13 protein-coding genes (1 of these 13 running past the window's edge) are annotated in these 12,500 nt (G+C 67.4%); 6 read left to right on the top strand and 7 right to left on the bottom strand.

Annotation, left to right across the window (positions count from 1 at the left end):
* Positions 1 to 219, bottom strand: partial view of a tyrosine--tRNA ligase gene (gene tyrS / locus ACR9ZJ_RS11690; RefSeq protein ID WP_481282216.1) — the 5' end (the start) only. It extends 987 nt beyond the left edge of the window; the window shows 219 of its 1,206 coding nt (coding positions 1-219); it begins with the start codon at positions 217 to 219; its stop codon lies beyond the left edge, outside the window.
* A gap of 181 nt (positions 220 to 400) precedes the next feature.
* Here tyrS and ACR9ZJ_RS11685 point away from each other — a divergent pair, with 181 nt between their 5' ends.
* Positions 401 to 1,855, top strand: coding sequence for an OapA family protein (locus tag ACR9ZJ_RS11685; protein ID WP_481282215.1), 1,455 nt, complete (start codon positions 401 to 403; stop codon positions 1,853 to 1,855).
* A gap of 15 nt (positions 1,856 to 1,870) precedes the next feature.
* Entirely contained in the window at positions 1,871 to 2,977 is a 1,107-nt protein-coding gene (locus tag ACR9ZJ_RS11680; RefSeq protein WP_481287846.1) for an anhydro-N-acetylmuramic acid kinase, read from the top strand.
* Positions 2,978 to 3,144: 167 nt separating this feature from the next.
* Here ACR9ZJ_RS11680 and ACR9ZJ_RS11675 read toward each other — a convergent pair whose 3' ends face one another.
* The 3 genes from ACR9ZJ_RS11675 to ACR9ZJ_RS11665 all read right to left on the bottom strand — a co-directional run bounded on the left by ACR9ZJ_RS11675 (position 3,145) and on the right by ACR9ZJ_RS11665 (position 5,608).
* The gene (locus ACR9ZJ_RS11675) at positions 3,145 to 3,456 is read right to left on the bottom strand and encodes a hypothetical protein (RefSeq protein ID WP_481287843.1); all 312 of its coding nucleotides are present in this window, start codon (positions 3,454 to 3,456) and stop codon (positions 3,145 to 3,147) included.
* An 80-nt stretch (positions 3,457 to 3,536) separates the two neighbouring features.
* The gene (locus tag ACR9ZJ_RS11670) at positions 3,537 to 4,841 is read right to left on the bottom strand and encodes an AmpG family muropeptide MFS transporter (RefSeq protein ID WP_481282213.1); all 1,305 of its coding nucleotides are present in this window, start codon (positions 4,839 to 4,841) and stop codon (positions 3,537 to 3,539) included.
* Positions 4,838 to 5,608 (bottom strand): exodeoxyribonuclease III, encoded by a 771-nt coding sequence (locus ACR9ZJ_RS11665; RefSeq protein ID WP_481282212.1) that lies wholly within the window; start codon positions 5,606 to 5,608, stop codon positions 4,838 to 4,840. The genes ACR9ZJ_RS11670 and ACR9ZJ_RS11665 overlap by 4 nt, the downstream gene beginning before the upstream one ends.
* A gap of 45 nt (positions 5,609 to 5,653) precedes the next feature.
* Here ACR9ZJ_RS11665 and ACR9ZJ_RS11660 point away from each other — a divergent pair, with 45 nt between their 5' ends.
* The 3 genes from ACR9ZJ_RS11660 (at position 5,654) to ACR9ZJ_RS11650 (ending at position 7,567) form a co-directional block, all read left to right on the top strand.
* Complete coding sequence (locus ACR9ZJ_RS11660) at positions 5,654 to 6,154, top strand: GNAT family N-acetyltransferase (RefSeq protein WP_481282211.1); 501 nt, start codon at positions 5,654 to 5,656, stop codon at positions 6,152 to 6,154.
* A 9-nt stretch (positions 6,155 to 6,163) separates the two neighbouring features.
* A complete protein-coding gene (pyrE, locus tag ACR9ZJ_RS11655; protein ID WP_426285960.1) occupies positions 6,164 to 6,811 on the top strand; it encodes an orotate phosphoribosyltransferase in 648 nt (215 codons plus the stop codon).
* Positions 6,812 to 6,910: 99 nt separating this feature from the next.
* On the top strand, positions 6,911 to 7,567 hold the full coding sequence (locus ACR9ZJ_RS11650) for a DUF4124 domain-containing protein (protein WP_481282209.1): 657 nt from the start codon (positions 6,911 to 6,913) through the stop codon (positions 7,565 to 7,567).
* A gap of 16 nt (positions 7,568 to 7,583) precedes the next feature.
* Here the strand turns inward: ACR9ZJ_RS11650 and ACR9ZJ_RS11645 are convergent, their stop codons facing one another.
* From ACR9ZJ_RS11645 to coaBC, 3 genes are read right to left on the bottom strand one after another with little or no spacing between them, the layout of a single operon-like run.
* Positions 7,584 to 9,902, bottom strand: a complete 2,319-nt coding sequence (locus ACR9ZJ_RS11645; RefSeq protein WP_481287842.1) for a phosphomannomutase/phosphoglucomutase — start codon at positions 9,900 to 9,902, stop codon at positions 7,584 to 7,586.
* Positions 9,903 to 9,929: 27 nt separating this feature from the next.
* Positions 9,930 to 10,385 (bottom strand): dUTP diphosphatase, encoded by a 456-nt coding sequence (gene dut / locus ACR9ZJ_RS11640; protein WP_306848862.1) that lies wholly within the window; start codon positions 10,383 to 10,385, stop codon positions 9,930 to 9,932.
* Positions 10,382 to 11,593 carry a bifunctional phosphopantothenoylcysteine decarboxylase/phosphopantothenate--cysteine ligase CoaBC gene (gene coaBC, locus ACR9ZJ_RS11635; protein WP_481287841.1) on the bottom strand — a complete coding sequence of 404 codons (1,212 nt, stop codon included), beginning with the start codon at positions 11,591 to 11,593 and terminating at the stop codon, positions 10,382 to 10,384. Before coaBC ends, dut begins: the two co-directional genes overlap by 4 nt.
* Before the next feature lie 212 nt (positions 11,594 to 11,805).
* On the opposite strand from coaBC, the gene radC reads away from it, so the two are divergent.
* Positions 11,806 to 12,500: RadC family protein (gene radC, locus ACR9ZJ_RS11630; protein WP_481287840.1), on the top strand; the 695-nt coding region annotated here is incomplete at its 3' end.

Here is a 12,500-nt window from a genome sequence, read left to right as displayed (position 1 = left end):
GCCGATCAGGAAAATGACCTGGTGACCGAGGTCCTGGAACTGGCGCATCTTGTTGAGCAGCACCGTATGGCCCAGGTGCAGGTCGGGGGCCGTCGGATCGAAACCCGCCTTGATGCGCAACGGCCGGCCGGTCTTGAGACGCGCCTCGAGGTCTTCCTTCTTGATGATCTCGTCGGCGCCGCGGGCGATCAGCGCCAGGGCCTGCTCCAGGTCGTTCATGCGTACTCTCTATCGAAACGGAATTTTTTACCTTCACATCTGCATGTGAAGGGGGCGTGGGGTTAATTGTGCGTTAACCGCAAGATGCGATGCAAAGCCTTGATGGGAAAGGCGTTGACGGCCTTTGCGCAGGGCCGCTATGGTACGCGACAAGTCGGGGCGAGCGGATACAAGAAAGACAATGGGTGATGTGAACCGCGGAGCGCACAGCGCACGCAAGCAGGCCATCCGGCGCAAGGCACAGCGCCGTCATTCGCACTTCTACGATAGCCGTGCCCACTGGTCTTTCAGCCGCAACGCGTCCGCCGAACCCCTCAGCTGGACACGCGAGCGCTGGATCCTTGCCGGCACCGCCTTCCTCCTCGTCATCCTGTCGGCCCTGGTGATCCCTGCCTGGGCGGGCGCCATGAAGAAGCAGTCGCTCACCACCGCCATCCCGGCCGTGCATGCGGTGGTACCGCTCGCCGTGCCGAAGATCGATCCCGCCTCGATCAAGCCGGTCGTTCCCGAGGAAACCTGGCAGACCGTGCAGGTGCAGCCCGGCCAGACCCTCGCCGACATCTTCGTCGCCCAAGGTCTTTCGATGACCGACCTGCAGCACGTCATCGACGGAGCGGGTGGCACGAAGGTGTTTCACCAGATCAAGCCGGGCCAGGAATTCCAGTTCCTCGTCGATGGCGATCACGTCCTCAAGGGCGTGCGCTTCGACCAGGACGAAGCGACCATCGCCACGCTGCGACTGGATGGCGCTTCGCCCCAGCTCACCACGCAGAAGCGTGACGTGCAGCGCCGTGAGCACATCGCGCACGGGCTGATCGACAGCTCGCTGTTCGGTGCGGCGTCGAAGGCCGGCATGAGCAACGCGATGGTGCTCAAGCTCGCCGAGGTGTTCAAGTTCGACATCGACTTCGTGCAGGACCTGCGCGTGGGCGACAACTTCACCGTCATCTACGACGATGTCTACAGTGACGGAGCCTTTCTTCGCGAAGGCGATATCGTCGCGGCGGAATTCGTGAACCAGGGCAAGCGCTACACCGCCTACCGCTTCAAGAACAGCGACGGCAAGGTCAGCTACTTCAGCGAGGAAGGCCGTCCGCTCACTGGCTCCTTCCTGCGAATCCCCGTCGACTTCACCCGTATCTCCTCACAGTTCAGCGCCGGTCGCATGCATCCGATCCTCGGCAAGATGCGCGCGCACAAGGGCGTGGATTACGCGGCGCCCTCGGGCACGCCCATCCACGCGGCGGGCGATGGCGTCGTGAAGTTCCGCGGCTGGATGAACGGCTACGGCAACTTCGTGGTCATCCAGCACAACGCCACGATCAGCACCGCCTACGGCCATATGTCGCGCTTCGCCAACCTGCGTGTCGGCCAGCGCGTGAGCCAGGGCAGCACCATCGGTTACGTCGGCATGACCGGCCTGGCCACCGGTCCGCACCTGCATTACGAATTCCGCGTTAACAACGTGCAGCGCGATCCGCAGACGGTCACGCTGCCGAAGCCCGAGCCGCTGCCGGCGGCTCAGTTGGCGAAGTTCAAGAAGGAAGTGGTCGGCCCGCAGCTCGCCCGCCTCAACCAGGTGGACAGCAACGTGAAGCTCGCGCGTAACGACGCCGACCAGCACAGCGCGGACTGATCCGTGGCATCCACCATGGATGGCCTCTACCTCGGGCTCATCTCGGGCACCAGCGCGGATGGCATCGACGCCGCGCTGGTTCGCTTCACCGACGGCCACCCCCGTCTTCTCGCCGGATTGACCCACCCCTGGAACGATGCGCTGCGCACGCGCATCCTCGCCGTGGCGCAGGATGAACTTCGCCTCGACCTCGATGCCTACGGGCAACTCGATGTCGCCGTGGGCCATGCCTTCGCGGACGCGGCGCAAGCCGTCATCGGCGCGGCGGGCGTCGCCGCCGGCGACGTGCGCGCCATCGGCTCGCATGGCCAGACGATCCGACACCGGCCCGGCGGAGAGTTCCCTTTCACCTTGCAGATCGGTGATCCCTCGGTGATCGCCGAACGCACCGGCATCGACACCGTCGCGGACTTTCGCCGGGCCGACGTGGCCGCCGGTGGCCAGGGCGCACCCCTGGTTCCGGCCTTCCACGCCACCGTGCTGCGCCCGGAGCACGGTGCGCGCGTGGTGCTCAACCTCGGCGGCATCGCCAACGTCACCCGTTTGACCTCGACCGGCGAAGTCACCGGCTTCGACACCGGCCCCGCGAACGGCCTCATGGATGCGTGGACTCTTCGCCATCGCGGCGAATCCTTCGACCGTGGCGGCCTGTTCGCTGCGTCGGGACAGGTGGACGAGTCATTGCTCGCCGAACTTCTGGACGACGCCTATTTCGCCCTGCCGCCGCCCAAGAGCACGGGACGCGAACACTTCCACCTGGCCTGGCTGGACGCGCACCCGCGCGTCGCCGAGTCGTCGCCCGAAGATGTTCAGGCCACCCTGCTTGCGCTCAGCGCGGTATCGGTGGCGGAGGCGATCGAACGCCACGCTGCCGACGCGGTGGACGTGGTGGCTTGCGGGGGCGGTGTGCACAACACCGCGTTGATGCACGCCATCGGTGCACGGCTGGAAGGACGGCCCTTGCTGGCGAGTTCGGCGTTCGGTATCGATCCCGACGTCATGGAAGCGATGGCGTTCGCATGGCTGGCATATCGGCGCGTGCGTGGCGAGCCGGGCAATCTGCCGGCCGTGACGGGGGCCCGGGGGCCGCGCCTGCTGGGGGCGTTGTACGCCGCTGCCTGATCGGTCGCCTTGCTGGCCGATCGGCCGCCTTGCTGGTGGTCTTTCTGTGGAGCCGCTTCTGTGGGAGCCGCTTCAGCGGCGATAGGTGCTTGCCTCAGTCTGGCCCGCTGCCGCGGGATCGCCGCTGAAGCGGCTCCCACAAGAGGGACTCCCACGAGGAGGTCTCGCTAGAAGGATTCGGTGGACGACTTGGCCGGGCGCGACGCAGCGTCGGCCAGGGTCGACGGCGAGGCCTGGGCCAATGCCGAGAGGGCTTCCTGGAAGGCCGCCTGTTCTTCCGCGTCCCACGCGCCGGTCAGGTGCGCGATGTCGCCGGGTTCGAGCAACAGCTCGTTGAACACGTCGCCGGGACTCAAGCCGAGTCCATAGCGCAATGCGTGCAGGATCACCTCATTGATCGACCAGCGTCGTTCGCGCGCGAGCGTTTTGATGCGCTCGGCCATCTGCTCGTCGATGTGCCTCACAACGATATCTGGCACGTGCGTCACCTCCTCGCGCATGCCCCCTGTGGCGGCGATATTACACAGTTTTGCTCGCTTGCGAAGATAGGTCGTCCGGCTTATCCCGCCTCGGCGGGACGCGGCATGCGGCGCCACAAGAGGGCGAGCACGATCAGGGTCGGGACGATGGAAACGGTGCTGACCACGAACAGGGACGCATAGCCGGAGTCCTTCACCAGGAAGCCCGACAGCCCCCCGATCAGCTTGCCTGGAAGATTGGCCAGCGCGCTCAGCAAGGCGTACTGCGTGGCGGTGAAACTGCGGTTGACCAGGCCCGACATGAAGGCGACCAGCACCGGACCCGCAAAACCTTGCGCGAAATTGTCTCCCGAGAGGGTCGCCACGAAGGCCCATGTCTGGCCCGGGTTGGCCGCCATGATCAGGTAGAGCATGTTCGAAAGCGCCACGCCGATGGCGGAGACGACCAACAGCCGGCGCATCTCGAAGCGCGTCACGGCCCAGCCGCCCAGCAAGGCGCCGACGATGCCCACGATCACCCCGTAGACCTTCGACACCTCCGCGATCTGCGTCTTGCTGAAACCCGCGTCGAGGTAGAACGGATACGCCATCACCCCGAGCATCTGGTCGGGGAGCCGGAACAGCGCGACGAAAAGCAGCAGTCCCAACGCCAGGCCTAGACCATAGCGGGAAAGGAAGTCGCGGAACGGCCCGATGAAACCCTCCTGCACGGCCACGCGCAACGGCACGCGCTCGCGCACGCGGTGCTCCGGTTCGCGTGCGACCAGGACCGTGATGAAAGGGATGACCAGCAGGGCGCAGATGGCGACATAGCCGCCTTGCCAGCCGAAGGCATCCGCCACCAACAGGATGCCGGCGCCGCCTGCGATCAGGCCGAAGCGATAGCCGAGGGTATACGTGGCCGCGAGGGCACCCTGCGCCTCCTGTGGCGCGATCTCCACGCGATAGGCATCCACGACGATGTCGATCGTCGCCCCCGCCAGTGCGGCGACGCCGGTCACGACCATGAAGCGCGGAAGCGACACGTCCGGCGGCATCGCCGCCATCCCGAGCAGGCCGGCCGCCAGCAGCAACAGGGCGAACATCAGCCAGCCGCGGCGCAGGCCGAGCCGGCCGAACAGCGGCAGGCGGAACTTGTCCACCAGCGGAGCCCACAGAAACTTGAAGTTGTAGGCGAAGGTGACGTAGCTGGCGATGCCGATGGCACCGTAATCCACGCCCGATTCCTTCAGCCAGGCCGACAACGTGTTACCGACCAGCAGGAACGGCAGCCCGGACGCGAGACCGAAGAACAGCATGGTCACCGCCCCCGGCTGGGCGAACGCGGCGGCTATGCCACGCAATCCCTTGTAACGGACCGCTCCGGTCCCGGCCGCTTCGCTCACTCCGCGTAGTCCACGATGTAGGGGGCATGGTCGGAGAAGCGCTCGTCACGATAGATCGAACAATCGCGCAGGCGTTCGCGCAGGCCCGGCGTAACGATCTGGTAGTCGATACGCCAACCCACGTTGTTCGCGCGGGCCTGTCCGCGGTTGGACCACCAGGTGTATTCCACCGCGTCGGGCTTGATGGCGCGGAAGCTGTCCACCCAGCCGATGTCCTTGAACAGCAGGTCCAGCCAGGCGCGCTCCTCGGGCAGGCAACCGGAATTCTTCTGGTTGGACGTCCAGTTCTTGATGTCGTTCTTCGTGTGCACGATGTTCCAGTCGCCGCACAGCACGTAGTCCCGCCCGCTCGCGGCCCATTCGCGCAGGATCGGCGTCAGCCACTCCATGATCCGGAACTTGTACTGCTGGCGTTCGTCGCCGGAGGACCCGGAGGGGATGTAGAACGAGACCACGCTGAGATTCCCGTAGCGGGCCTCGATATAGCGTCCCTCGCAATCGAAGTCTTCCCTGCCCAGCGAAACGCGCACCTCGTCGGGCTCGCGCCGGGAGTAGATCGCCACGCCGCTGTATCCCTTCTTGCTGCGTGCATCGTGATAGAAACAATGATGGCCGTCCGGGCGGAACATCGGATCGGTGAGCTGCGATTCCTGCGCCTTGGTCTCCTGCAGGCAGACGACATCGGCATCCTGTTTGCGCAGCCACTCGAACACGCCCTTGGTGGCGGCGGAGCGGATACCGTTGGCGTTCAGCGAAATAATGCGCATGGGACCTTGATCGGGTGTTCGGCGATCCGTGCATCATAACCTCCTATGAATCCATCCATTCGCGTCCTTCCCGTCGACGAAACCCTGCGTGCCGCCGTGCTCGCGCTCGACGTCCATCCCGACCAGCGGCCCTTCGTCGGCCATACCCGTGACTCGCTCGCCGACGTGGCCGTGTGCCCCGGCAGCGAGGCGCTCGCCTTGCTCCACGGCGACGCGGTGGTCGGCTACGTCCGCATCGACCGGCGGGCCTCCGCGCTGGCGGATCATCCGCTGGCCCCCGGAGCGGTGGCACTGCGCAGCTTCCTCATCGATGCCCCGAGGCAGGGCCAGGGCCTGGGCCGCGCCGCCCTGGATGCGATCCACGCGTACGTCGCCGGTCGCCATCCGGATCGCGAGCGGATCCTCCTCACCGTGAACGTGCGCAATGAAGCGGCGCTACGTGCCTACCAGCGCGCCGGCTATCGCGACAGCGGCGGGTTGTACCATGGCGGCAGCGCGGGACCGCAGTACGTGTTGTGGTATCCGCTTGGCCCTTCGATCGACTGAGAGATTCCCGTGCACGACTACCAGCGCGAATTCATTGAACTCACCCTCGCCCGAGACGTGCTTCGCTTCGGCGACTTCACGCTGAAATCCGGCCGCAGCAGCCCCTACTTCTTCAACATGGGCCGGATCGACAGCGGCGCCGCGCTCGCCCGCCTCGGCCGCGCCTATGCCGCCGCCGCCGTGCGCTCGGGCGTGCCTTTCGACATGCTCTTCGGACCGGCCTACAAGGGCATCGCCCTGGCCGCCGCCACCGCGATCGCACTGGCCGATACGCAGGACCGCGACCTGCCGTGGGCCTACAACCGCAAGGAAGCCAAGGACCACGGCGAAGGTGGCACGCTGGTCGGCGCCCCCTTGCGGGGACGCGTGCTGATCGTCGACGACGTGATGACCGCCGGCACCGCCGTGCGCGAGTCACTGGAGCTGATCCGGTCCCAGGGCGCCGAACCGGCCGGCGTGCTCATCGCGCTCGACCGGCAGGAGCGCGGCCAGGGCGAACGCTCGGCGGCCCAGGAAGTCGCCGCGCAGTTCGGCATCCCCGTCATCGCCATCGCCACGCTGGCCGATGTCCTCACCTACGCCGGCGAGCGGCCGGAGCTGGCGGCGGAACATGGCCGCCTGCTCGCTTATCGGGAGCTCTACGGCGTGAAGGCGTGACCTGAAACGGCGACTGCGTCACGCGATCCGCGCGATGTGCCGGTCCCGCACAACCTGTGGCCGCCCGCTGGCTATACTCCGCGCACAGGAGGGGAACCCATGCGAGCAGCGCGTTACATCCTGGCGGGGGCGGCACTGTGCATCGGCACGGCCGCTTTCGCCCAGAAGAACACCGCCAACAACAACGCCTACCGCTATCGCTGGAAGGACGCCTCCGGGCAGTCGTACTTCAGCGACAGCCTCACGTCCGACGCGATGAAGGCCGGATACGACGTGGTGAACAGCCAGGGCATGGTCGTGCGTCACGTCGACCGCCAGCTCACGGCGGACGAACGCGCGGCGGCCCGCAAGGTCGCCGATGCGCAGGCGGCGGCCCAACAGGCGCAGCAGCAGCGGCAGCGTGAAGACGCGCAGATGCTGAACGCCTACCCGGACGAAGCCGCGTTCGCCGCCGCGAAGAACGCCGAGGTCGACAACTTCGAACAGGCCGCGCGCACCACGCGACTGAACCTGCAGGGCCAGGAGAAGGCCCTGGCCGACCTGCTCACTCGCGCGGGCGACCTGGAGCGGGCCAAGCAGCCGGTGCCGAAGTACCTCAGCGATCGCATCACCGAACAGCGCAACACGGTCGCCTCCCTCCGGGCCACGCTACAGCGCCAGCAGACGGCCAAGGACACCGCCAAGACGAACATGGAAGCGCAGCTTCGTCACTATCGCGAACTGAAGGCAGCGGACGCCGCGAACGGCGGCCGCTGACCGCGGCAGCCTCGCCTCAGAACGGCAGGGCCAGATGACGATCCACCGCCAGCAGGCGCAGGCGGAAAACCTGCTTGATGCGCTCCAGCGCCTTGCCGTTGTCGGCATCGAAGCGGAAGACCAGCGCGGGTGTCGTGTTGGACGCCCGCACGAGGCCCCAGCCATCGGGCCAATCGACACGGATGCCGTCGATCGTCGTCACGCGGGCGTCGTCGAAGGTCGCGGAGGCGCGGAACGCCTCCATGAAGCGGAACGGCGCACCCTCCTCCATCGACAGCTTCAGCTCCGGCGTGGAGACGCTCTTGGGCAGGCTGTCGAAGAGCTCGGCGACGCTGCGCTCCTCCAGGTCGCCCGCGACGATTTCGAGCAGGCGTGCCGCCGCATAGATACCGTCGTCGAAGCCATACCAGCGGTTGTTGTCGGCGAAGAAGAAGTGGCCACTCATCTCACCGGCCAGCGCCGCGCCGGTCTCGCGCATCTTCGCCTTGATCAGCGAATGCCCCGTGCGCCACATCAGCGGTACGCCCGCGGCCTCCTGGATCACCGGGCGAAGGTGCCCGGTGCATTTCACGTCGTAGATCACCGTGGCGCCCGGGTTTCGCGCCAGCACATCCTGGGCGAACAACATGAGTAACCGGTCGGGGTAGATGATTTCGCCAGCCTGGGTGACGACGCCGAGCCGGTCGCCGTCGCCATCGAAGGCAACGCCGAGATCGGCGCCCACGGTGTGCACCGCGGCGATCAGGTCGCCGAGATTGCGGGGATCGGATGGGTCGGGATGGTGATTCGGGAAGCGGCCGTCGACATCGCAGTACAAGGGAATCACCTCGCAGCCGATGTCCTCCAGGACCCGGGGCGCCACCAGTCCGGCCACCCCGTTCCCGGCATCGACCACGACCTTGAGCCGGCGCTCGGCGGCCACGTCGCCGGCGATGCGCGAAACGTAGGCCTCCACCACCGGTTGCTCGCGCCAGGTTCCGACGCCGTCCGACGGTAGCCGATTCTCCACGATGCGCCGGTGCAGGTCGGCGATGGCGTCCTCGGCGAGCGTCTCGCCGCCGATCACGATCTTGAATCCGTTGTGGTCGGGAGGGTTGTGGCTGCCGGTCACGGATACGCCGCAGCCCGTGCCGAAATGATAGGCGGCGAAATAGACCAGGGGCGTCGGCACCATGCCCAGGTCGATCACGTCGATGCCGGCCGCGCGCAGGCCGTCCGACAGCGCACCCGCGAGTTCCGGCCCCGACAGCCTGCCGTCCCGGCCGATCACGATCTCACGCAGGTCGCGTTCGACCATCGACGCGCCGATCGCCTGGCCGATGCGGTGGGCCACACCGGAGGTCAGCGCGCCACCGGCAACGCCACGGATGTCATAGGCACGGAAGATGGAGGCATCCACTTCCTCCAGGGCACTCACCGCCAGGCGTGGCGGTGCCGTCGCGGTCGACGGCGCCGGTGGCAGGCGTGGCTTGCGTGCCACGTCGGCCACCAGCACGGGCTCTTCCGGCTCGGGTTCCTCGGCCACGACCGGCCGACGGCGCAGGGCCCAGAGGAGGAAGGCGCCGCCGCCGAACCCGACCAGGGCCAGCAGGACGGCGAGCGCCTCGGAGTGGGGAATGACGATGAAGGCGCGCGGCATCGCCGCGAACACGTATAGCGACGTACCCGCCACGCGTTGCCCCCCGGCCTCCAACTCGGCGGAACGGGAACCATGCGAAAGCAGCGACAAGCTGTCGTGCCCGTCGCCCTGGCGCAGTTCGATACGCCCCGCCCCCGGCGAAGCGGCTTCGAACCGCGTCGCCACGTCGTCGAAGGGATATTCGAGCCAGATCCATGCGCGCACACCGCCGTCGGCGGCAACGGGTTCCACCATGGTCAACCGGCGCTCGTTGCCGTGCAGCGAGGTGGAAGCGGGTGGTGTCTCGCTGGCCCCCAGCGCGGCCATCAGCTGGGCGGCCTTGGCATAGCCGAATTCGCGGTAATTGGCGCGCACGACCTCGTCCAGCCCGCCGCTGTACACCTCGACCGCATGGACACCCTTCAGCTGCGCGCGCAGCCGTTCGGCCATCGCCACGCGATCGTCGGTCGCCCCGGCGAGGGCGAGCGAGCGCTGTACCTGCTGGCGCTTGCCGGCGATCAGGTCGTCCAGCGCCTTGACCGTCTGCCGCTGCGCCGCCCGCGTCCGCTCGGCCGCATCGCCTTCGTCGGCGATCAACCAGGCCTGCCATGCGGAGAACGCGCCGGCGACCAGCAATACCGTCGCGCCCACCAGGGGCAGCAGACGTCGCAGATCGATCCGGAGCGCATGCCCCGCCCCTCCCTCTTTCCGAGCCATGGTGCCCCTTGTGTCCGTCTCGACCGATCAGCCGATACCGGTGGAACCGAATCCTCCCTCGCCCCGCTGCGAGGGGGTGAATCCGTCGACGACGCGCAACCGCGCCCGTCCCACCGGTACCAGCAACAATTGCGCAATCCGGTCGCCTGGCGCGATGGTAAGGGTCGCGATCCCGCGGTTCCAGCAGGAAATCATCAGCGGCCCCTGGTAATCGGCGTCGATCACGCCCACCAGGTTGCCCATCACCAGGCCTTGCTTGTGTCCTAGCCCCGAACGCGGAACGATCAGAGCACACCATGCCGGATCGCCGATGTGAATGGCCATGCCGGTGGGCACCAGCAAGCTTTCGCCCGGCGCCAGCGTCACCGGTGCCTCCACCGCCGCACGCAGGTCCATGCCGGCGCTACCCAGCGTGGCGGGTTCGGGGAGGGGGATGGAGTCGCCCAGGCGGGCGTCGAGGATCTTCAGTTCGATGTCGATCAAGGCGGGGTTCCGGAGCCGGAGAGGAATCGTTCCGCGATACGCGCGACCAGGCGGCGGGCCAGTTCGGTCTTGGGCATCTCGGGCAAGGTGTCGTCGCCATCGCGCCAGTAGACATGCAGGGCGTTGTCGGCCACTTCGAAACCCTTGTCGCCACCCACTTCATTGGCCGCGATCATGTCGATGCCCTTGCGCCGGAGTTTTTCCTGGGCATACGCGGCAAGCGCACTGGTTTCCGCCGCGAAACCAACCAGGAAAGGCCGCTTCGCCCGGGCCGCCAGCGCGGCGATGATGTCCGGGTTTTCGGTGAGTTCGAGCCGCAACGGCGCTCCGTCGGCCTTCTTCAGCTTGTGGGCCGAGGCTTCCAGCGGGCGGTAGTCGCCGACCGCGGCCGCGCCGATGTAGATGTCCGCGGCGGAGGCCTCCGTGAGCACCGCCTCGTGCATCTGCCGGGCGCTGCGCACATCGATGCGGTGTACACCGTGCGGCGTCGGCAGGGAGACGGGACCCGCCACCAGGGTCACCGTCGCACCGGCATCGCGCGCGGCGGCGGCCACGGCAAAACCCATGCGACCGGAACTGCGATTGCCGATAAAGCGCACCGGATCGATGTCCTCGTAGGTCGGACCCGCGCTGACCACCACCGTGCGCCCGCGAAGCGGCTGCTCGCCGAACGAGGCGACCAGGATGTCGCGCAACTCGTGCGGTTCCAGCATCCGCCCGGAGCCGATATCGCCGCAGGCCTGGTCGCCGTCCGCCGGACCGAGCACGCCCACGCCACGCACGCGCAGCGTGCCCACGTTCGCCTGCACGGCCAGGTTGGCCCACATCTGCTGGTTCATCGCCGGGGCGACATAGACCGGCGCCGCCGTGGCCAGGACCACGGTGGAAAGGAGGTCGTCGGCGAAACCGTGCGCAAGCCGTGCCAGGGTGTCGGCGCTGGCCGGCGCGATCAGTACGCGCTCGGCCCAGCGCGCCAGTTCGATGTGGCCCATGGCGGCTTCGCCCTGCTCGTCCCACAGGCTCACCCGCACGGGTTGTCCGGAAAGCGCCTGGAAGGTGGTGGGCGTGACGAAATGCGTGGCGCCTTCGGTCATCACCACGCGCACCTCCGCCTCGAGGTCGCGCAGCCGGCGCACGAGTTCGCAGACCTTGTAGGCGGCGATACCGCCGGTAACGCCAATCAGGATGCGACGCTGGCGAAGAGTCATGACGAAACGACGCTGTTCGGAAGACACGTTAGCTTAACGGATTTCCGTCGTACGACCGGCGCACGATTTTTCAGAATCGTTCTATCGTCAGGCACCCGCCGCAACTCTATGTTGTAGGTCTCGCCGCGACTCCGTCGGCAAGACATCAAGGTAGACCGATGAAGCACGGGCCCGACCGTCCCTCCCCCGTCCGAGATGCGCCGATGGCGCCCGTGACCTTCCGGCCCCGGCCCATTCGCCAATGGGCTTCCCACGACCGGCCCCGGGAGCGGTTGCTCAGCCATGGCGCCGCCGCGCTATCCGACGCCGAACTGCTCGCCGTCCTGCTAGGTAACGGAAGCGCGGGCTGCGATGCCGTGGCGACCAGTCGCGCCCTCCTTTCCTCGGCGGGCAGCCTGGGCAAGCTGCTTGCCGATCCCGGCCATGTGGCGCCGGTGACCGGCGTGGGCCCGGTGAAGCGGGCACGCCTGATGGCGACGCTGGAGCTGGCGCGGCGCGCCCTGGGCGAGGGGCTCGTCGACCTGCCCCGCCTGGAAAGCCCGCGCGACAGCGCCCAGTACCTCCGGGCGAAGCTGTGCCACCTGCCGTACGAGGTGTTCGCCTGCCTGTTCCTCGACACCCGGCACCGCGTCCTCGCCTACGAGCAGTTGTTCCGCGGCACCATCGACGGCGCCAGCGTCTACCCCCGCGAGGTGGTCCGCGCGTGCCTCCGGCATCACGCCAGCGCCGTCATCCTGGCCCACAACCACCCTTCAGGCGTCGCCGAGCCCAGCCGGGCCGACCGCGACATCACCCGAACCCTCGTGGATGCGCTCGGCCTGATGGAAATCCGCGTGCTGGACCACATGATCATCGGCCAGGGCGAACCCGTCTCCATGGCCGATGATCCTGTCTCTTATACACATCT

Source organism: Luteibacter sp. KNZ12-1A (assembly GCF_056755675.1).
This window is presented reverse-complemented; position numbering and strand designations above follow the sequence as displayed.